Annotated in this window: 18 protein-coding genes; 10 read left to right on the forward strand and 8 right to left on the reverse strand. The window is 71.1% G+C overall.

Going from position 1 to position 20,090, the window contains the following annotated elements; genetic code table 11:
* Positions 1-11: 11 nt before the first annotated feature.
* The 3 genes from ACWCPF_RS38345 to ACWCPF_RS38355 all read right to left on the reverse strand — a co-directional run bounded on the left by ACWCPF_RS38345 (position 12) and on the right by ACWCPF_RS38355 (position 3,006).
* Positions 12-1,016: a 2-amino-3,7-dideoxy-D-threo-hept-6-ulosonate synthase gene (locus ACWCPF_RS38345; RefSeq protein WP_451049793.1), complete on the reverse strand. Its 1,005-nt coding sequence runs from the start codon at positions 1,014-1,016 to the stop codon at positions 12-14.
* A gap of 5 nt (positions 1,017-1,021) precedes the next feature.
* Positions 1,022-2,458 (reverse strand): phenylacetate--CoA ligase family protein, encoded by a 1,437-nt coding sequence (locus ACWCPF_RS38350; protein WP_451049758.1) that lies wholly within the window; start codon positions 2,456-2,458, stop codon positions 1,022-1,024.
* 119 nt (positions 2,459-2,577) lie between these two features.
* On the reverse strand, positions 2,578-3,006 hold the full coding sequence (locus tag ACWCPF_RS38355; protein WP_451049759.1) for a nitroreductase/quinone reductase family protein: 429 nt from the start codon (positions 3,004-3,006) through the stop codon (positions 2,578-2,580).
* 318 nt (positions 3,007-3,324) lie between these two features.
* On the opposite strand from ACWCPF_RS38355, the gene ACWCPF_RS38360 reads away from it, so the two are divergent.
* The 4 genes from ACWCPF_RS38360 to ACWCPF_RS38375 all read left to right on the forward strand — a co-directional run bounded on the left by ACWCPF_RS38360 (position 3,325) and on the right by ACWCPF_RS38375 (position 10,279).
* Positions 3,325-4,848, forward strand: coding sequence for an MFS transporter (locus ACWCPF_RS38360; RefSeq protein ID WP_451049794.1), 1,524 nt, complete (start codon positions 3,325-3,327; stop codon positions 4,846-4,848).
* Positions 4,849-6,219: 1,371 nt separating this feature from the next.
* On the forward strand, positions 6,220-7,827 hold the full coding sequence (locus ACWCPF_RS38365) for an FAD-dependent monooxygenase (protein WP_451049760.1): 1,608 nt from the start codon (positions 6,220-6,222) through the stop codon (positions 7,825-7,827).
* Between the two features lie 103 nt (positions 7,828-7,930).
* Complete coding sequence (locus ACWCPF_RS38370; RefSeq protein WP_451049761.1) at positions 7,931-8,794, forward strand: class I SAM-dependent methyltransferase; 864 nt, start codon at positions 7,931-7,933, stop codon at positions 8,792-8,794.
* Between the two features lie 147 nt (positions 8,795-8,941).
* Positions 8,942-10,279 (forward strand): carotenoid oxygenase family protein, encoded by a 1,338-nt coding sequence (locus tag ACWCPF_RS38375; protein ID WP_451049762.1) that lies wholly within the window; start codon positions 8,942-8,944, stop codon positions 10,277-10,279.
* Positions 10,280-10,337: 58 nt separating this feature from the next.
* On the opposite strand, the gene ACWCPF_RS38380 is transcribed toward ACWCPF_RS38375, so the two are convergent.
* Positions 10,338-11,504, reverse strand: coding sequence for a PucR family transcriptional regulator (locus tag ACWCPF_RS38380; RefSeq protein ID WP_451049763.1), 1,167 nt, complete (start codon positions 11,502-11,504; stop codon positions 10,338-10,340).
* On the reverse strand, positions 11,494-12,225 hold the full coding sequence (locus ACWCPF_RS38385; RefSeq protein WP_451049764.1) for a VOC family protein: 732 nt from the start codon (positions 12,223-12,225) through the stop codon (positions 11,494-11,496). The genes ACWCPF_RS38380 and ACWCPF_RS38385 overlap by 11 nt, the downstream gene beginning before the upstream one ends.
* A gap of 197 nt (positions 12,226-12,422) precedes the next feature.
* Here ACWCPF_RS38385 and ACWCPF_RS38390 point away from each other — a divergent pair, with 197 nt between their 5' ends.
* Positions 12,423-12,899 (forward strand): hypothetical protein, encoded by a 477-nt coding sequence (locus ACWCPF_RS38390; protein WP_451049765.1) that lies wholly within the window; start codon positions 12,423-12,425, stop codon positions 12,897-12,899.
* Here ACWCPF_RS38390 and ACWCPF_RS38395 read toward each other — a convergent pair.
* Entirely contained in the window at positions 12,842-14,068 is a 1,227-nt protein-coding gene (locus ACWCPF_RS38395; protein ID WP_451049766.1) for an MAB_1171c family putative transporter, read from the reverse strand. The two genes, ACWCPF_RS38390 and ACWCPF_RS38395, sit on opposite strands and share 58 nt — an antisense overlap.
* A 4-nt stretch (positions 14,069-14,072) precedes the next feature.
* Positions 14,073-14,471: a hypothetical protein gene (locus tag ACWCPF_RS38400; RefSeq protein WP_451049767.1), complete on the reverse strand. Its 399-nt coding sequence runs from the start codon at positions 14,469-14,471 to the stop codon at positions 14,073-14,075.
* A gap of 586 nt (positions 14,472-15,057) precedes the next feature.
* On the opposite strand from ACWCPF_RS38400, the gene pcaDC reads away from it, so the two are divergent.
* The 5 genes from pcaDC (at position 15,058) to ACWCPF_RS38425 (ending at position 19,175) form a co-directional block, all read left to right on the forward strand.
* Positions 15,058-16,365 (forward strand): bifunctional 3-oxoadipate enol-lactonase/4-carboxymuconolactone decarboxylase PcaDC, encoded by a 1,308-nt coding sequence (gene pcaDC, locus ACWCPF_RS38405; protein ID WP_451049768.1) that lies wholly within the window; start codon positions 15,058-15,060, stop codon positions 16,363-16,365.
* A gap of 43 nt (positions 16,366-16,408) precedes the next feature.
* The gene (locus ACWCPF_RS38410; RefSeq protein ID WP_451049795.1) at positions 16,409-17,044 is read left to right on the forward strand and encodes an MBL fold metallo-hydrolase; all 636 of its coding nucleotides are present in this window, start codon (positions 16,409-16,411) and stop codon (positions 17,042-17,044) included.
* Between the two features lie 30 nt (positions 17,045-17,074).
* Entirely contained in the window at positions 17,075-17,854 is a 780-nt protein-coding gene (locus ACWCPF_RS38415) for an exodeoxyribonuclease III (RefSeq protein ID WP_451049769.1), read from the forward strand.
* 110 nt (positions 17,855-17,964) lie between these two features.
* Entirely contained in the window at positions 17,965-18,384 is a 420-nt protein-coding gene (locus ACWCPF_RS38420) for a DUF6278 family protein (RefSeq protein ID WP_451049770.1), read from the forward strand.
* Between the two features lie 47 nt (positions 18,385-18,431).
* Positions 18,432-19,175 (forward strand): amino acid ABC transporter ATP-binding protein, encoded by a 744-nt coding sequence (locus ACWCPF_RS38425; protein WP_451049771.1) that lies wholly within the window; start codon positions 18,432-18,434, stop codon positions 19,173-19,175.
* A 23-nt stretch (positions 19,176-19,198) separates the two neighbouring features.
* Here the strand turns inward: ACWCPF_RS38425 and ACWCPF_RS38430 are convergent, their stop codons facing one another.
* Positions 19,199-19,963, reverse strand: coding sequence for a hypothetical protein (locus tag ACWCPF_RS38430; RefSeq protein ID WP_451049772.1), 765 nt, complete (start codon positions 19,961-19,963; stop codon positions 19,199-19,201).
* Between the last annotated feature and the right edge of the window lie 127 nt (positions 19,964-20,090).

Below are 20,090 nucleotides of genomic sequence, written 5' to 3' on the forward strand. Positions count from 1 at the left end.
TTCAGGTGAGTTCAGACCGCGCGGGCGAGCGTCGCCGACACGGCCATGTGGTCCTGGTACTGCTCGTACGCCTCGGCCGCGGACAGCCGGCCGTGGATGATCTTCGTCAGATGCCGGGTCAGCGTCGTCGGATCGCTGTGCTCGAAGACGTTGCGGCCGATCGACACCCCGGCGGCCCCCGCGTCGAGGGCCTCGTGCACGGTGGTGAAGAGCCGTGCGACATCGCCGTACGCGGCGCCGCCGGCGATCAGGACCGGCGCCGGGCACGCCTCGACGACCTCGGCGAACGACTTCGGGTCCCCGGTGTAGTGGCACTTGACCAGGTCGGCGCCCAACTCCGCGGCCATCCGCGCGGCGTGGCCCACCTTGGCGGGGTTCAACTCGTCCTCGGGCGCGGAGCCGCGCACGTACACCATGGCCATCAGTGGAATGCCCCAGGCGTCGCACTCCGCCGCGATCCGAGCGGTGTCCACGATCTGCTCGGGCTCGGTCTCCGAGCCCGCGTTGATGTGCACGCTCACCGCGTCGGCGCCGAGCCGTGCCGCCTCCGGCACGGTGCACACGGCCACCTTGCGGTTGACATGCGGGCCGAGTGTCGTCGACGCGCTCATGTGGACGATCAGCGACGTCGACGGCCGCAGCCGCGGCGCACAGGTCTGCACCAGCCCCTTGTGCAGTACCACGGCGTCCGCGCCTCCCGCGGAGATCTGCCCCACGGTGGCGGCGATGTCGCGCAGCCCCGTGCCGGCGCCGACGCTCATGCCGTGGTCCATCGGTACGACCAGCGATCGTCCCTGATCCGATATCAGGCGCCGCAGCCGGAGCCTTTTGCCTTCGCTCACTGCTGGCTTCCCCTCACTTCGCTTGGGTTGGGATGGGTGGGGTCCTCTTGCGTCGCGTCGCGTCGCGTCGCGTCGCGTCGCGTCGCTCGGGTCGGGCCGTGGTGCCGGCCCGTCGGCACGTCCCCTGTGCGTGCCGACGGACCGACGCCGTCCTGGCGGACGGCCGGGCGGCACCCGGGTCAAGCGGCGCCGACGGCGGAGGAGGCGCGCGCGGTCGCCGGGTCGAAGCGGCGCTCGACCGGCAGGAACTTGCCGGAGGGCGAGGCGGGGATGGCGTCGACGACGGCCACCTCCACGGCGCAGCCCTCGCCGAAGACCGGCGCCACCCGCTGCGCCACGCGGTCGGCGAGGCCGGCGCCGCCCCCCGGCAGCGGCTCGACCAGGACGGACACCCGGTCCACGGCCTCCTGCACCAGCCGGAACCGCTTCACGCCGGCGATGTTCTCGAACAGCTCCATGAACACGCCCTGCGGCACCGGCCGCAGGTCCCGGCCGCTGCGCCGGTACAGCAGGGTGTTCTCCCGGCCCAGCAGCTCGCCCACCACCGGCAGGCTGCGCCCGCAGCCGCACGGCTTCTCGGCCACGGAGATCAGATCGCCGAGCCGATAGCGGACGATCGGCAGCGTCCGGTGCCAGAAGCTGCTGATCACGATCGAGCCCACCTGCCCGGCGGGCGCCGGCCGGCCCTGCTCGTCGAGGATCTCGATGAGGGCGCAGTCGGTGTTCAGGTGCATGGAGCCCTGCTCGCAGGTCCACGCCAGATACCCGGTGTCCGTGGAGCCGTACAGGTCGAAGACGCGCACGCCGTCGAACGCCTCGGCGGCCCGCCGGATCAGGTCCTTCTCCAGCGTCGCGCCGGTGTTGATCAGCGCGAGGGGCCGCCAGGAGAACGCCGGATTGGCCTCCTTGTACTCGACGAGCATCCGCAGCGTCGAGCCGAAGCAGGTCAGGACGTGCGGGGCGAACTCCTCCAGCGACGCCGCCGTCTCCTCGACCGTCACGGGTCTGCCGTCCCGCAGCACCGGGATCAACCGGAAGAACTCCGGCGGCAGATGACGCTGCATCTTGTAGCCGATCATGTGCGCGCCGGTGACGATGATCGCCGCCGAGCGCAGCGGACCGGCCGGGCGGACGGCGGCCAGCACCGCCCGCATGAAACGGAAGTACTGGGCCCTGATGTGGGCCTGTTCGGCCCGGTCGTAGACGAAGTGGCCCGGCTTGCCGGAGGTGCCGGCGGTGCTGACCACCAGAAGATCGTCCGCGGAGTTGAACGGCTCGTCCGCCCTGGACCGGTCGTCCAGGTACGCGCCGACCGCTTGGTGCGGAATGTCCTGACGGGTCCGCACGACGTCGAAGTTCTCCAGCAGCGTGGCCTTGTCCATGAAAGGCAGGTCCTGCCACCGGTCGGGGGAGAGCAGTTCCCCCGTCGGCACGCCGCGCAGCAGATTGCTGAAGTAGGGCGATCTGCTGCGGGCGTATTCGAGCTGATGATGCAGCAAATGACGCTGACGGGTCACGAGTTGCTGTTCCGTCAGCCGCTCGTTCTCTTCCAGAAAATCGTAGACCCCCAGAACGGAGGACTGTCCCGCGATCATTCGGTCACGTATGACGTCCACAGGTTGCGCCTTTCCGTGCTCGCGTACTCCTCATTATTGGGAGTCGAGCCGAGCCGGGCTTCTGCACAACGTGGAAGAGAAATCGGGGGTCTTGCGACTCTGGGAAGCGCGCCGCCCCGTCAGGGGGCGAGGCGTTCCAGTACGACGACGGGGAACACCCTGGACGTGAGCTTCTCGTACTCCCGGTACACGGGGAAGAGCTCGACGTGCCGCGCGTACAGCCGGTCGCGTTCGCCGCCTGCGACGATCGTGGCGCGGGCCCGGAACGTCTCGGGGCCGAGCTCCACCGTCGCCTCCGGGTGCGCGCGCAGGTTGTGGTACCAGTCCGGATGGGTGGGCGCGCCGCCCTTCGCGCCGACCACGACCAGCAGGCCGCGGTCCGTGTGGTGGCCGAGCGGACTCGTCCGCTCCTGGCCGCTCCGGGCGCCCGTCGTCGTCAGCAGCAACAGGCCCGCGCCGTTGCCGTCGGGCCCCTTGAGGCGCCGGTTCGCGCGGTACTCCTCGATGATCGGGATGTTGTACTCGGGCCGGCCGCCGAACGCCTGCATGCCCTCTCCTCGGGGTGGGGGGTGGATGTAGCAGGCATCATTCCGGTTCCGCTTCGCCGGCGGGCCCGGAAACCGGCGGGGCTGCACACACGAGAAGGGCGGCCGACGACTCTGCTGCATTGGGAAATTGTCCCGGCGCCGACCCCAGGTCAGGGTGTGAAGAGAAGAGAAACCGACCCCCTGCGGCGTACCGGAGATCCGGGGCCCGACCGAGCGAGGATTCCGTTGGTCGAAAACAGTGTTCAGTCCGCATCTGGGAAGCCCGGAAAGGAACCCATCCGTCATCTCCTGACCCCGATATGGGGATTCATCGTGGCGATGACGGTGTCCGCTCTCGACTCCACCATCGCCGGGACTGTCACTCCGACGATCGTCGCGGAATTCGGCGGTGTCAGCCTTTCCGCATGGGTGTTCGGCAGTTACATGCTGGCGCTGACCGCACTGCTTCCCCTGTACGGAAGACTGTCGGACCACTTCGGCAGGAAGCCGACCATCTATGTCGGCATCGCCATTTTCCTCGTCGGTTCCGTCTGGTGCGGCGCCTCCCGCGGAATGGTGGAACTGATCATCGCCCGCGCGGTACAGGGACTGGGGGCCGCGGCGCTGTTCCCCATCGGCATGGCCGCGATCGGCCTGCACTTCCCGCCCCGGCTGCGCAGCCGCCTCCAGGGCGTCTTCGCATCGGTGTTCGGACTCGCCAGCCTCCTCGGCCCGCTGGTGGGCAGCGCCCTGGGCGAGTACGTGGGCTGGCGCTACGCCTTCTACATCAACCCGCCGCTGCTGCTGCTCTCGGCGTGGCTGATCCACCGTCACTACGAGGACCCGAAGACCGAGGCGAGCGGGCAGAAGCTCGACCTGCCCGGCGCCGTTCTGATCACGCTGTCCACGGCCGGCGTGCTCTTCGGCGTCTACCGGCTCGGTGAACAGCGGGACTGGGCCGATCCGCTGGTGTGGCCCTTCGTGCTGGGCGGGATCGCGGCCTTCGTGCTGTTCCTGCGGGTCGAACGGCGGGCCGAGGTGCCCATTATTCCGCTCAGCCTGTTCTCCAACCGGGCCCTGACCGCCGCGTTCGCCGTGAACTTCGTCATCGGCCTGGTGATGTACAGCGCGATATTCTTCGTGCCCGTCTTCGCCCAGGGCGTCACCGGCGGCTCGATCGGCAAGACCGGTCTGACCCTGTTCCCCTTCCAGGTCGCCAGCATGGTGGGCAGCCTGTTCGCCGGACGGATGGTCTTCAAGTCCGGCATCCGCGCCATGGGCGTGCTGTCCATGGCGCTGCTGTGCGGCGGATTCCTGCTGCTGGCGACGATGGACACCAGCACGACCGGCTGGCAGACCGCGGCGTTCACGCTGGTCATCGGGGCCGGTACGGGCGTCGGCCTGCCGGTCCTGATGATTGCGGTCCAGTCGGCGCTGCCGCCGTTCCTGATGGGCGTCGGCTCCTCGCTCACCCAGCTCTTCCGGGAGTTCGGCGGCGTCGTCGGGGTGAGTCTGCTCGGCGTGCTGCAGTACTACCTCTTCGTCGGCGAGACCCAAGGACTCGACGGCTCCGCCGAACGCCTGGTCACCGAGGCGGGCCCCAGCGGGGTGAGCGAGATGCTCTTCTCCGACCGCTCCGGCTTTCCCGCCGAACTCGTCGAGACGCTGCGGGACGCACTGAGTTCCGCGTTGTCCACGGTCTTCCTGGTGACCGCGGTCCTGTGCCTCATCGGCACCGTGACCAGCGCGAAGCTCGTCAAAAAGCTCAACCGGCCGGGGCCGCCCGGCGGCCCGGGCGGCCCCGGGGGCCGCCCCGCCGGCGCAGCAGCCCCCGGCGGCGCGGCCGACAGCGGCCCAGCCTGAACCGCCGGCACGGCCATCGACCTCGGCGGTCAGGTTGCGCCGAAGATGCCAACCCCGGGTCGGACTGGCCAACTGGCCTGGGGCTGGGCGGCCTTGGCGGCTGACACGGGCGGGTGCGGTCGCGCACTTGGGGGGCGGGGTGGCCGAGGGCCGGGGGGAGGGTTGCCGGGTGCGGCGGTGGCTCGGGTTTGAACTGGCGGGGGATTGGGGGGCCTTGGCCGTCCGGTCCGGGTGGCCGCAGCGGCGACGGCGGCTCCCGGTTTGAACTGGCGGGGAGCTGGCAGGACTTGGCGGTCCGGGTGACGGCGGCGGCGTTCTCGCGGGGGCTGTGCCCGGCGGCGGGATCGCAGGTGGCCCGGGCTGAATCCGCCGGCCCGGCCCGGCCCGGGCCTGGATTGGCCGGGCAGCCGGAGGCCCGGGGCGGGGGACGGCTACGAAGGTTGCCTCGCGGCGCGGACGGTAGCCCGGGCCTGAACTGGGCGCTCCGCTGGAAGTGCCGCGATGTGCGGTCTTTTCGCTGCGGCGCCGTCGTGGCTGGTCGCGCAGTTCCCCGCGCCCCTTCAGGGCGCGGCCGACTTCGCCTGACCCGCTTAGCCGGGCCGGGGGTGCAGGTGGGGCTGGCGGTCGCCCCTGGCGCGAACGGTGGCCGGGGTTCGTACCGGCCGGGCACCTGGAGGCCCCGGGGGCGAGGGCGGCCCCGGCGGTCGCCCCACGGTGCCGACGGCGGCCCGGGCCTGAACTGGCCGGGAAGTCGCAGACCTCGGCGGCCAGCCGCAGGCGCGGTCGCGCCCGGTGCCGTCGGTGGCCCTCGGCCCGCATCGGCCGAGTGTCCGGCGGCCCCGGGGGAGCCTCGCCGGTCCCGGCGGGGCACCCCGCCCGCGCCCGGTGCGGTCGTGGGCGGCCACCCGGCGGGCCGATTGGCCGGGGCCCTCGGCCTGGATCGGCCGGGTGTCCGGCGACCGCGGCGGTGTCCCGGAGGCCCCGCCGGTCGCCGCGGCGCTCGCCCCGCAGCCGGCTGACGACCCACCCCGGCAGCACCGCCCCGCACGACGGCGACCGGCACTGGAAGCACCGCCCGCACGACTAGGACCGGCACTGGAAGCACCGCCCCGCAAGACCACGACTGGCCCCGGCAGCACCGCCCGCGCGACGGCGACCGGCACTGGAAGCACCGCCCGCACGACTAGGACCGGCACTGGAAGCACCGCCCCGCACGACCGCGACTGGCCCCGGCAGCACCGCCCGCACGACGACGACCGGCCCTGGCGACAACGCCCCGCACGACCACGTCCGCCCCGGCAGCACCGCCCGCATGACCACGACCCGGCCCGCTTCTGACCGTACGACCGACTGGACTGGAAGAGAACTCGCATGCCAACCAACCATGTGCCCGTCCTGATCGTGGGAGGTGGCACCGTCGGCCTTGCCACGGCCGTCTTCCTCGGCCACCACGGCATCCCCGCGACCGTCCTGGAGCGTCGGCCGGGCCCGCTCGACCATCCGCGCGCCCTGGGCATCAACGAACGCACGCTCGAACTGCTGCGCGAGGTCGGCCTGCGCGAGCAGGTGGAGGAGGCCTTCGGCCGGCTCCCCACCGCCGCCTGGCGAGGGTCGGTCAACACCCTTGCGGAGTCGGCCTACCCGCCGCTCGGCGACGCGCTGGACTTCCGTACCGCGACCGTCGCCGAGGTCTCGCCGGCCGAGGTGCTCGGCACCTGCCCACAGGACCGCCTCGACGCGATTCTCCTGCCCGCGGCCCGTGCGCACGGCGCGACCGTCCGCTTCGGGGCGTCCGTCGCCTCCGTCGCGACGGGCCCCGACGGCGCCACGGTGACCCTCGCCGACGGCAGCGTGCTGCACGCGGACCACGTGATCGCCGCGGACGGGGCGTCGAGCACCGTGCGCGAAGCCCTCGGCATCGCCGCCCAGGGGCCCGGCACGCTCGGCGTCCCCAAGATGAACATCGTCTTCCGGGCCGAACTCTACGAACGGTTCGGCAGCGTCCCGTTCATGACCGACATCACCTCGCCCGGCGCCTGGGCCGTCCTGATCGCCGTCGACGGCACGGACCGGTGGATGCTGCACGTCGACTGCGACCCCGCCGCCGGCGCCCACCCGGACGACTTCACCCCGGAGCGGTGCGCCGCCCTGGTCCGGGGCGCGCTCGGCGCCGACGACATCCCTGTCGAGCTGCTGAGCGTCGCCTCCTGGCGGCTCACCGCCCGCGTCGCCGAACGCTTCCGGGACGGCCGCTTCTTCCTCGTCGGCGACGCCGCCCACACCATCCCCCCGCTCGGCGCCTTCGGCATGAACACCGGTGTCGCCGACGGCCACAACCTGGCCTGGAAGCTCGCCGCGGTGCTGCGCGGCGACGCCGAGGACGCGCTGCTGGACACCTACCACACCGAACGCCACCCGGTCGCCGAATTCACCCTGCGCCAGGCGATGGCGAGGCTGCGGAACCCGGCGCTGCACTGGAATCCGTTCGCCGCCGCGGAACGCCAGAAGGCGGGAGCCGTCGCCACCCCGGTCGTGCAGCTCGGCTATCGCTACGACTCCACGGCCGTCGTCGGGGCCGATCTGAAGCTGCCGTCCACCGAGGACGTGCGTCAGAACCTCGACGGCTCCCCGGGCTCGCGGATGCCGCACCTGTGGGTGGAGCGCGACGGGGAGCGCCTGTCGACGCTCGACCTGCCGGGATCCCGTTTCGCCGTGCTGACCGGACCCGTCGGGGACGGCTGGTACGAGGCCGCCGAGGCGCTGGCGGCATCCCGCAGCGACGGCCTGACCGTCTACCGGATGGGCGGGGGCGGACTGGACGTGCCGGAGGGCCGCTGGCTCGCCCTCGCCGGAACGGGCCCCGAGGGAGCCCTGCTGGTCCGGCCGGACGGCTTCGTCGCCTGGCGCGCCACAACGGCGGCCGAGGACGCCAAGCATGTGCTCGGCGAGGTACTGGACCGGGTCCTCGGACGCCGCTGAAACCTGCCCCGACTCATCCCCCCGATACAACCCGATCCCACCCCATCTCACCCCATCTCACTTCATCTCACCTCACCCCACCTCATCCCAGAGAGGAAATTCCGTGGAAGCGGTTTCTTTCACCGCGCAGTGGACCGCCGCCGCGCGTGCCATCGAATCGGAGCGTGCGGACGGCCTGTTCACCGACCCGTACGCCCGCGCCCTGGCCGGCGAGAGCGGATTCCGCCTGCTGGATCGCTACGCCAGCCCGGTCACCGTCGAATACCTGGCGCTGCGGACCGCCTACCTGGACCGGCAGGTCCTCGCGGCCGCCGAACAGGGCATCCGGCAGGTCGTGTTCGTCGCCGCCGGCATGGACACCCGCCCCTACCGGCTCTCCTGGCCGGACGGGACCACGCTCTACGAACTCGATCACGCCGAACTCCTCAAAGCCAAGGAAGAGGTGCTCGCCGAGCACGCGCCCAGCCCCGGCACCACCCGGGTCACGGTGCCCGTGGACCTCGCCGGCTCCTGGGAGGACGCGCTCAAGGACGCCGGCCTGGACACCGCCTCCGCGACGCTGTGGGTGGTCGAAGGCCTGCTGTACTACCTGCCCGAGGACGCGGTCCGCCGACTGCTGCAGACGGCCGTCCGGCTGTCCGGGCCCGGCAGCGTGCTCTGCGGCGACCTGGTGAGCGTGGCGGCGCTGGAGAACCCGGTGGCCCGCCCCTTCCTCCAGGCGCTGGCCGAGGACGGCGCGCCCTGGCTGTTCGGCACCGACGAGCCCGAAGAACTGCTCGCGGGCTGCGGCTGGAGCGTCACGGAGGTCATCCAGCCCGGCGAGGACGGCTCCGGCCGCTGGCCCTACCTGGTGCTTCCCCGCCATGTGACGGCCGTCCCCCGCAACTTCCTGCTCACCGCGACGCTCGCGGACTCCCCGGACGCATCGGACTCCCCGGACTCCCCGGATGTGCCGGACGCGCGCTGAACTGCCGCACCGACCCGCCGAGTTGACCCGCTGCCCGGCTGCCCGGCTGCCCCGCTGCCCGGCTGCCCGGCCGCCTGACTGCCGCGCTCAGCGGCGCACGCACGCACGCACCCACGACGCCGCGAACCGAGAAGGGAGCACGACCCCGTGGCCAATCGCTTTCTGGAAGGGCTCATCGGCCCGGTCTCCGAGGAGGTCACCGCCCACGATCTCCCGGTGACCGGCCGGATTCCGCCGGAGCTCAGCGGCCGCTATCTGCGCAACGGCCCCAATCCGCTGGGCATCGAGGACCCGGAGGCCTATCACTGGTTCACCGGCGACGGCATGGTGCACGGCGTGCGGCTGCGCGACGGCAGGGCCGAGTGGTACCGCAACCGCTGGGTGCGCTCTCGGAGCATTGCCGGGAAACTCGGTGAGCCATGGCCCGAGGGCCCGGTCTTCGCGGACCGGGACGCCGCGGCCAACACTCATGTCATCGGCCACGCCGGACGGACGCTCGCCCTGGTCGAGGCAGGCATCCGGCCGTACGAACTCGGCTACGAGCTGGAGACGCTCGGCCCGTGCGACTTCGACGGCGGGCTGCCGGGCGGATACACGGCCCACACCAAGCGCGACGCCGTCACCGGCGAACTGCACGCCGTGGCCTACTACGCCGGCTGGGACTATGTGCAGTACATCGTCATCGACGCCCAGGGCGCCGTCACCCGCACGGTGAACGTCCCGATCGCGGACGGGCCGATGATGCACGACTTCGCGCTGACCCAGCGGTACGCGGTGCTCTACGACCTGCCGATCACCTACAACGCCGGTCTCGCGCGCGGCGGTTCGCGGCTGCCGTACGCCTGGAACAACGCGCATCAGGCGCGGATCGGTCTGCTGCCGCGCAACGGCGCCGCCGAGGACGTCCGTTGGTTCGAACTCGAACCCTGCTGGGTCTTCCACACCCTCAACGCCTACGACGAGGGCGACACGGTGGTGGTCGATCTGACCCGGTTCCCCCGCATGCTGCAGAAGGGCGGCCTGGACGGCAACTCCGCACCGGTACTGGACCGTTGGACCCTCGACCTGACATCCGGCAAGGTCCTCCAGGAAACGCTCGACGACCGGAACCAGGAGTTTCCACGGGTCGACGAGCGGGTCGTCTCCCTGAAACACCGTTACGGCTACACCGTGGCCTCCGACGCGGTCTTCGATACCGGTTCGGGCGAGGTGATGTTCAAGCGCGACTATCTGAACTCCACCACCGAACGGCGGACGTTCCCGGTCGGATCGGCGATCGCCGAGGCGGTGTTCGTGCCGGCGGAACCGGGCGCGGCCGAGGACCACGGCTATGTCATGGCCTATGTGTTCGACCCGGAGCGCGGCGGAACCGATCTGCTGATCCTCTCCGCGCAGGACTTCACCGGAGAGCCGGTCGCCAGGATCCACCTGCCCGCCCGGGTGCCGCCCGGCTTCCACGGCAGCTGGGTCCCCGACCTGGACTGACCGCCCGCGAAACGGGTACGGGTCGGCAGCCTCGTCGTCGAGGATGCCGACCCGTTCGTCATGCGCCGGCGGGCAGATTGCGCGCCGTGAGGGCCAGCGTGAGCGACTGGATGCCCCGGGCCCGCACCGGATTGATCCCGGTCAGCTGCTCGATCTTCTCGATGCGATACGTCAGCGTCCGGCGGGCGACGTTCAGCCGCCGGGCGGTACGCGTCCGGTCGAGATCCATCGAGTACAGCGTGCGCAGTGTGTCGATCAGATCCGGGTGCTGCCGCAACGGAGCGATGAGCCCCATCAGTTCCTCCTGGTAGGAGCGGTCGCGGAGCATGGCCAGCTCGCTGATGATCTCGTTCTCCTCGACCACCGCACCGGCCAGCTCCGCCGCCGCGGCGAGCGACTCCACGGTGATGGCGCGCTGGGCCGCGTCGTCCAGCTTCTCCCGGAAGGCGACGACCGAGCCGACCGGCAGGCGCACCGGAAGCTCCGCCTGCCGCAGTTTCTCCAGCACGCGCGCACCGATGCCGGGCGCGGTCTCCAGGGAGCGCAACGGGACCAGTACGCACAGGTGTTGCCCGACCTGACAGCACAGTCCCGCGTCGCCCGCCGCCAGGGCCGCCGCGCCCAGGGCGACGGTGGCCGGCCCGGGTGCGATCCCGTCGAGAAGGCCGAAAGCCATCACCAGATACCGGTCGGCCGGCTCGTGATGCGCGGCTGCGGCGAGCTCGTCGTTGACGGAACCGCTCACCATCATGTCGGCCAACACCCGCCGTGGCAGGCCGAGTCCGGTCTGTTTGAGGGTGTGGGAGTAGGCGGCGGCGATCTCCGTGGTGATGCCCGAGACGGTCCTGGTGATCCAGTGGGTGAAGGCCGCGAGCTGTCGCTGTTCACCGCTCAGGGCCCGGGCCCAGTACTCCGCGAGCAGGGTGGAGCTCCCCAGCTCCCAGGCCTGCAGCAGCGGGCTGATGCGCACGCCGTGCTCGGCGAGCCGGACGGCGGGTTCGGTGCACCGCATCAGATCGCCCGCGGTGATGTCCTGTCCGCGGCGGAACAGGTCGATTGCCTGACTCAGTGTCAGGGCCAGGTCCGGGGGCGTCGTTTCGGGTGGGGCGTCGCACATCGCCTCGCATGGATTGAGCAGTGGGCGCACTTTCGCCCAGACGACGTCGGCGATCTCCGCCGACTGCGCCGCGAGCCGGTCGAGCAGATCCGTTTGTTTATGGCTCATCGCTTTCGTGATCCCCCGTTGGATTTCGTACGATGTGTATCTTCGAGCCCTCGCAGCCGATGCTGAACGTCCGGCCGGGCCCGGTGATCTCCACGCTCGAGAAGCCGGCCGGCTCCGCCTGCCGCATCCGGATGACACCGTCGGACAGTTCCAGGACGGCCTCCTGGCCGCCGACCGTGATCCGGTCCTGGGGCACCCGGTACAGCTCGGCGTAGCGATCCACCTCGGGCTGCAGCTCGGGGGCGTTCAGACAGACCCCCGTCAGGGCCAGCTCGCCCGGCACCTTGGGCAGTTCGCCGTCGTAGGCGATGACCCAGGGCGTCAGGTGGTACTGCCCGAAGAAGAGTGACGAGAAGTTGATCTTGGTGCCGTCGGGCTGGGGTACCCAGGTGGTGATCGGTCCGCAGTGCCGCACGTCTTCGGGCAGTTGAGACGTGAACGAGGAGAGGTCCTCCTCGGTGCGCAGGGTCACGGAGAAGATTCCGCCGCCGCGTGTGTCCACGTAGTCGACGAACTTCTGGCCGAACGGCGCTCGTCGGGCCTCCTCCCGGTCATGGACGGCCATCACCTCGATGAAGCCGGTGTCCAGGACCGCGACCCGCCCGGTGATGCCGGGGATGGTGCCGGTGGGGGCCTCGAACCGTACTCCGAGGGAGTGTTCCACTCTCTCCACGGCGTCATCCAGGTCGACGAGGGCCAATGTGACGTGATCGAGGAACACGTTCTTCCGTCTCCAGTGTCTAGAAGCGCGCAAGGTCGGCGACGGGTGAGAAGCGAACGCACGTACTGGGTTCCCCCGTTGCTTTGTTAAATATACTGTACGAGCGGCTCTCGGGGGTGGGTCAACAGAGTGATATAGTTTTCAACTGTCGGCCCTGGTGGGCGGGTCACCTCAGGGGCGGAGCAAGGAGCCGGGAAGTGGACAAGGACAACGCGGCAGGGGCGTCGCCCCCGCCGGTGCGCGGGCTGGCCGATCGCCTCAACGAGCTCTTCGCCACCGTGACGTACGTGGACGAGCGCGGACGGCGCCGCGAGTACTCCACGCCCCAGGTGGCGAAGGCGATCAGCGACGACCCCGGGCACGACACCACCGTGTCCCGGGTCTACCTCGCCACCCTGCGCTCCGGCGCCAACACCAACCCGACGATCTCGGTCGTCCGGGCCATCGCCAGGTTCTTCGACGAGTGCCGGGGGCCCGAACACCCGCCGGTCACCGCCGCGTTCCTCCTCGGCGAGGACGAGGCCGACGAGGACAGGGAGCTGCGGCGCCGGCTCGCCGACCATCAGGTCCGGGCGATCGCGATGCGCGCCGGCGACATGAGCCCGGCTCTGCGCCGTCAGGTCCTGAAGATGCTCGACGTGCTCGACGAGGCGACGACCGAGGAGTCGTCGTAGATCTTCCGCACCGCCCGCGCCAGCCGGGCCAGCCACTGCGCGTCCGACTGCAGGTCGGCGCCGCCGCCGGTCGGGGTGGGGTACGGACGCTCGGCGGGCCGGTCCGCCGCCTTGCGGCGCAGCGCGTCGACCGTGAGCTCGGCCTGGACATGGATGTCCAGATCCGTGTCGGTCAGCCCGGCCGCGCGACCCGAGGTGTGGGCCCGCTCGGCGGTGTCGGCGTCGTAATAGGGCGTCAACTGGACGATGCCGTCGCGAATTTCGATGATCCGGCGGTAGTAGGCGCGGTGCGTCCAGGGCAGCCAGGGCGCGGACCGGCGGACCGACGACGCGGGCGTGGCCCGGGGCAGGACCAACTGCGGGAAGGCGTCCCGCAGTTCAGCCCACAGCGGCTCCAACTCGTGGAAGGTGCGCCGCCGTTGACGCAGCACCGGCCAGCGGGCCAGCACATCGGCGACGGCCGGGTAGGTGACGCCGACGGCCAGCAGCAGCGAACCCGTCATGGCGAGCACGGCATAGGTCACGTTCAGCGCCGACGGCGCCGGAGTGGGATGGATGACCGCCTGGATCACCGCGAGCAGGCTCTTGATGACGGCCGCGCCCAGCAGGGCGATCAGCGCCCCGGCGACCATGCGCAGGCCGTTGCGCAGCTGTCTGCGCGTCGTCGCGCGCGAGTAGGCGACACAGGAGCGCAGCGCGAGCGACAGGCCGATGCCCATATAGCCGAGGGCGGCCAGCACGAACACCGTCGCGTGCGGGTCCCCGCCGTTGGCGAGATCGGCCGGGTCGGCCCGCACCGGTGCGGGCGCGAGCGCCCACGCGCACGTCAGCACGGCCAGGGTGGCGCCCAGCGGATACAGCTGCACCCGTACCGCGCGCCGCGCCGCGGGCCCGTGCACGGCGTAGCGGAAGAACGCCATCAGCCAGTACGTGGCGTTCAGCGTCACCACGTTCAGCAGCAGCCGGTCCAGCCCGGTCAGCCACCCGTCGAGCGTGGTGTGCACCTGGGGCAGGGAGAAGAACGGGGCCAGGGCGGTGCAGACGATGCAGGCGGTGAGGGCGCGCAGCGAGAGATCCGAGGGCGTCCTGCGCAGATAGACCAGCTTGGTCAGGGCGGTGGCCCACAGGGCCGTCTCGAGACAGCCGAAGACGATCAGTCCGGTGCCCATGTCGTCACAGCCAGCTGGATCGATGGGCGAGGGCGTGTTCGATCCGGACCAGCGACGGATCCTCCGCCGGAGCAGCGGCGTCCGTCCCGCGGAGCTGGTCGGAGAAACTGGCCCGTTCGAGGATGATCGTGGCGATCAGCTCGGCCTCCCGCTCGTGCCGGGAGTCGTAGCAGGTGCGCGGCAGTCCGCGGGGCAGTCCACCGGGCAGGAGGCCGGCGGCCGGATCGTCGCCCGGCGTCCACACCTGCTCGTCCTTGTGGTCGGCGATGATGTGCCCGACCTCGTGCAGGATGATGTGGTCCTGGTGCGCCCGGGTCGTGTCCTGCTGGTAGAAGACGATGTCCGCGCTGTCGGTCATCAGCCACAGCCCGAACGGGCCCGGGGCCTCGATCGGATAGGGCATCAGCCTGATGGGCCGGCCCCGATGAGCCCCCAGGCGCCTGCATAACTCCGGAGTGTCCAGCGGCGGCCTGATGTCCAGCTCGCGCAGCAGCCGACGGCATTGCCGGCGCAGTCTTCTTTCCCTCGTCATTCCCCGACCCCGAATTCCCCGTTGGCCCGGCGGTTCCGTTCTTCGCGACGGCCTCGACGCCCGCAGCGCGTAGCTCGTCCGCTCCCGTCGGACGGTTCTGCGCACGGATACGGGCCGGGCCTGTCGCAAAGGGAATCTCTGTCGCCCGGATTGAACTGACATCCGCGTCCGGATGTTCGAACGCCGGGAATGCTAACAGGCCGTTCTGAGTGAGCTACTCGGTGTCGATCACCGGGGCGAGGTTGGCCGAATCTGGTCCTTGTCCCGGTGGGCCACGGCCGTCCGACCGCGACTCGGAGCTTCCCAGGGTGCGTCGGTACGATGCTCGCGCGCGGTGTCTCACAGGTGTGAAGGCCGCCGCATCGGATCTTCGCGAGGCTGCCACAACGTGGGACGGCCTGCACGGGGTTCCGACCTAAGCACATGAGAAATTCGGAGATGTGGGAGCGTGAGTCGGGTGAGCGAGAGTACGTCCAACACCCTGCAATACCGCTTTGACGGGCCGGAAGAGGCGCCAGTGCTGATCCTGGGCCCCTCGCTCGGTACGACATGGCACATGTGGGACCGCCAGGTTCCCGAGCTGGCTCAGCAGTGGCGGGTGTTCCGGTTCGACCTGCCCGGCCACGGCGGCGCCCCGGCCTATCCGGTGGGCTCGGTCTCCGACCTCGCCGCCCGGCTGCTCGCCACCCTGGACGGGCTCGGCGTCCAGCGCTTCGGCTACGCCGGCTGCGCGCTCGGCGGCGCGGTGGGCGTGGAACTGGCCCTGCGGCACCCCGAGCGCGTCGCCTCGCTCGCGCTGATCGCCGCCTCGCCCCGGTTCGGCACGGCCGACGAGTTCCGCCAGCGGGGCGTGATAGTGCGCACCAACGGCCTCGACCCCATCGCCCGCACCTCGCCCGACCGCTGGTTCACCAGCGGCTTCGCCGCCGCGCAGCCCGCCATCACCGAGTGGGCCGTGCAGATGGTGCGCACCACCGACCCCGGCTGCTACATAGCGGCCTGCGAGGCGCTCGCCGCGTTCGACGTACGCACCGAGGTCGGCCTCGTGACCGTGCCGACGCTGGTCCTCGTCGGCTCGGACGACCAGGTCACCGGCCCCGCGGAGGCCCGCACCCTGGTCGCCGGCATCCCGGACGCCCGGCTGGCCGTCGTACCCGGCGCCTCGCACCTGGTGCCGGTGGAGCAGCCCGCGGCCGTCACCGAGCTGCTGGTCCGCCACTTCTCGACCGCGTGGCAGCCCGCCTACGACTCCGCCACCGGACAGACGGCCGTCCCCGGCATCCCCGTCCGAGCGGTTGCGACCACGCCTGCGCCGGTGCAGCCGGTGGCGATCGCGGAGATCGCGCCCGCCCCCGTCCTCGAACCGTCGCTGGTCATGGGCCGCCCCGATCCCTACGACGCCGGGCTGAAGGTGCGCCGGGAGGTGCTGGGCGACGCCTACGTCGACCGGGCCCTGTCGCAGGCCGACGACTTCTCCGGCGACTTCCAGGAGTTCGTCACCCGCTACGCCTGGGGCGAGATCTGGGACCGCCCCGGCCTCGACCGGCGCTCACGGTCCTGCGTCACGCTCACCGCGCTGGTCGCCGGCGGCCACCAGGAGGAGCTCGGCTTCCACGTGCGCGCCGCGCTGCGCAACGGCCTGACCCCGGACGAGATCAAGGAGGTGCTGCTCCAGGCGGCCGTCTACTGCGGCGTGCCGGCGGCGAACAGCGCGTTCAAGGTGGCGCAGCAGGTCATCCGCGAGGAGACCACCCCGCAGGAGTGAGCGCCCGCGCCGCGCGAGCGGCAGGATGGAACTCATGACGACCATGAGGCTCACGAAGAAGTCGCACGCGTGCGTGCGCCTGGAGAAGGACGGCCGCACCCTCGTCCTCGACCCCGGCGGGTTCAGCGAGACGGACGCCGCGCTCGGCGCGGAGGCGATCCTGGTCACGCACGAGCACCCCGACCACTTCGACGAGGGGCGGCTGCGCGCCGCCATGGAGGCCGATCCGGCCACCGAGATCTGGACCCTGCGCTCGGTCGCCGAGAAGATCTCCGCCGCCTTCCCGGGCCGCGTCCACACCGTCGGCCACGGCGACGCGTTCACCGCCGCGGGCTTCGACGTCCAGGTCCACGGCGAGCTGCACGCCGTCATCCACCCGGACATCCCGCGCATCACCAACGTCGGCTACCTCGTCGACGGCGGCCGCGTCTTCCACCCCGGCGACGCGCTCACCGTCCCCGACCGGGCCGTCGAGACGCTGATGCTCCCGGTGATGGCCCCCTGGAGCAAGATCTCCGAGGTGATCGACTACGTCCGCGAGGTACGGCCGCAGCGCGCCTACGACATCCACGACGCGCTCCTCACCGACCTCGCCCGGCCGATCTACGACCACCAGATCGGCGCCCTCGGCGGGGCGCCGCACCTGCGGCTGGCCCCGGGGGAGAGCGCGGCACTGTGAGTGTCAGTGGCGCCCGGTAGGTTGTGAGGCATGCGCATCGCGACCTGGAACGTGAACTCGATCACCGCCCGCCTGCCGAGGCTCCTGGCCTGGCTGGAGAGCAGCGGCACCGACGTGCTGTGCCTCCAGGAGGCCAAGGTCGCCGAGGCGCAGTTCCCGTTCGACGAGCTGCGCGAGCTGGGCTACGAGGCGGCGGTGCACGCCACGGGCCGGTGGAACGGCGTGGCGGTGATCTCCCGCGTCGGCATCGAGGACGTGGTCAAGGGCCTGCCCGGCGACCCCGGCTACGAGGGCGCCACCGAGCCCCGCGCGATCTCGGCGACCTGCGGCCCGGTCCGCGTCTGGTCGGTCTACGTGCCCAACGGCCGGGAGGTCGGCCACCCGCACTACGCCTACAAGCTCCAGTGGTTCGAGGCCCTCAAGGCCGCCGTCGCCGGGGACGCGGCGGGCAGCCGGCCCTTCGCGGTGATGGGCGACTACAACGTGGCGCCGACCGACGACGACGTCTACGACGTGGCCGCCTTCGAGGGCCTCACCCATGTCACCCCGGCCGAGCGCGCCGCCCTGACCTCCCTGCGCGAGGCCGGCCTGACGGACGTGGTGCCGCGCCCCCTGAAGTACGACCACCCCTTCACCTACTGGGACTACCGCCAGCTCTGCTTCCCCAAGAACCGCGGCATGCGCATCGACCTGGTGTACGGCAACGAGCCCTTCGCCAAGTCGGTCGAGGACTCCTACGTCGACCGCGAGGAACGCAAGGGCAAGGGCGCCTCGGACCACGCCCCGGTCGTGGTCGACCTGACGGTGTAGCCCCCCGTCGGGTCGGGGGCGCGGCAGGCGCGGCGGGGCGGGAATTCGCCCCTCGGCGCGGGCCAGCGCGCCTGTGGTGCGTGCGCGGGTGAGGGTGTCACGCTGGAGCAATGAACATCCCTTTCCTGGGCAACAGGAGCAAGAAGTACCGCGCGGCGGTGCTGGCCGAGGACCCCGAGGGGATCGCCGAACTCCTCTCCGAATGCGAACTGTTGCGTTCGCACGCGGCCCGGGAGGGGATCGGACTGGACGACACGGCCGCGTCGTTGGAGGCGCTGGACCAGCTCCCGCCCCGCTGGCGCGACGACGAGGAGACCCTGCCCTGGTTCGGCCACGACGCCGGGCTCTACCTGGGGACGGTCGTCGTGCGCACGGTGCCCGGCGCGGCCTGGGCGATCCGGCCCGGCGGCGAGGCGGTCGTCCGGCTGGTGTCCGGCCGCGAGGTGGACGTCGTCACGGCCGGGCGGGAGTGGGCCGCGACCGGCACCCCCGAACTGTCGCAGCTGTACGCCGAGGTGGCCGAAAACTGAGGAACAGCCGTCGACAGGGCTGATACCGGAAAAGAGTAGGGCTGCGAATGGCCGTCGATCCATTGATCGAGCTGCGTGACGTCAACAAGTACTTCGGGGAGCTGCACGTCCTGCAGGACGTCGACCTCGTCATCGGCCGGGGGGAGGTGGTCGTGGTCATCGGCCCCTCGGGGTCGGGGAAGTCGACGCTGTGCCGGGCGATCAACCGGCTGGAGCCCATCCGGTCCGGCACGATCACGCTGGACGGCCGGCCGCTGCCCGAGGAGGGCAAGGCGCTGGCGCAGCTGCGGTCCGAGGTCGGCATGGTCTTCCAGTCCTTCAACCTCTTCGCCCACAAGACCGTCCTGCAGAACATCTCGCTGGGCCAGGTGAAGGTCCGCAGACGCAAGAAGGACGCCGCGGACAGACGCTCCCGCGAGCTGCTGGACCGGGTCGGTCTCGCCGACCAGGCGGACAAGTACCCCGCGCAGCTCTCCGGCGGCCAGCAGCAACGCGTCGCGATCGCGCGCGCCCTCGCCATGGACCCCAAGGCGCTGCTGTTCGACGAGCCCACCTCCGCCCTCGACCCCGAGATGATCAACGAGGTCCTCGAGGTGATGCGGCAACTGGCCCGCGAGGGCATGACGATGGTCGTCGTCACCCACGAGATGGGTTTCGCGCGCTCGGCGGCCAATCGGGTGGTCTTCATGGCCGACGGCCGCATCGTCGAGGACCGCACCCCCGAGGAGTTCTTCACCGACCCGCGCAGCGACCGCGCCAAGGACTTCCTGTCCAAGATCCTCAAGCACTGAACGACGGCGGCGGAGCCGGCGGCTCAGGAGGCGCGATGCGTCGAGCGGGTGGAGACCTCCTGGGCGGGCGGCAGGGGAGCCTGGGCCGCCCGGGTCACATCGGCGACCAGCTCCACCACGTCCGGACCGTACGCCTGCGAGTTGACGACCTTCAGCAGCAGCACGAACGAGCCGTTGCCGTGCTTGCGCGCCAACCGCTCATGGTTGCGGGCGAGATAGCGGGTGGCCGCCTGGTTGTTGATCGCCCGCTGGCCGCAGAACAGGAACACCGGCCGCGCCTCACGCCGTTGGCCCGCGGTGAGCCGGGCCAGCAGCACGTACTCCGTGATGCCCGGGTCCAGCCGGTAGCGCTCGGCGCCGATCTGGAACGCGCCCCGGTCCGGCCCCGGCTCGGGATCGATGTTGACGCGCACGCCGGGCAGCATCGCCGACATGTGCGCCATCATGCGCCGGTTGGACGAGGGGCCGCCCACACAGAACTCGGTGCGCTCGCCGAAACCCTGCTGCGCCGTGTCCTGCGTGACCACCTGGACGTTCGCGCCGCAGTCCTTGATCAGCGCGGAGAGCTCCAGCAGCGCGAACACGTCGAACCGGTGCACCGCCGGCTCGGAGGACGCCGGGTCGCGGTTGACGACGAGCAGCGTCTCCGAGTTCTCCGGCAGCCCGAAGAACGCCTGCTTGCGCCGGAGCCTGCGCTTCCACAGATAGGTACGGGCGAGCCAGCCGAGCGCGGCGCTGATACCGGCCGCGACGACCCCGAGGGCGATGTTGCGCACGTCGTCGTTCATGGGCGCGCATGGTAGCGGGCGAGCATGACCGGTACGTACCCGTGTTCGAGGTGTGGCAGTCGTATGACACTGCCCGGAACGAGGCTGTCGAGGCCCTGTGAATGTGGTTACGCTGCGCGGACGGTCC

It is taken from the genome of Streptomyces sp. NPDC001858 (assembly GCF_053594615.1).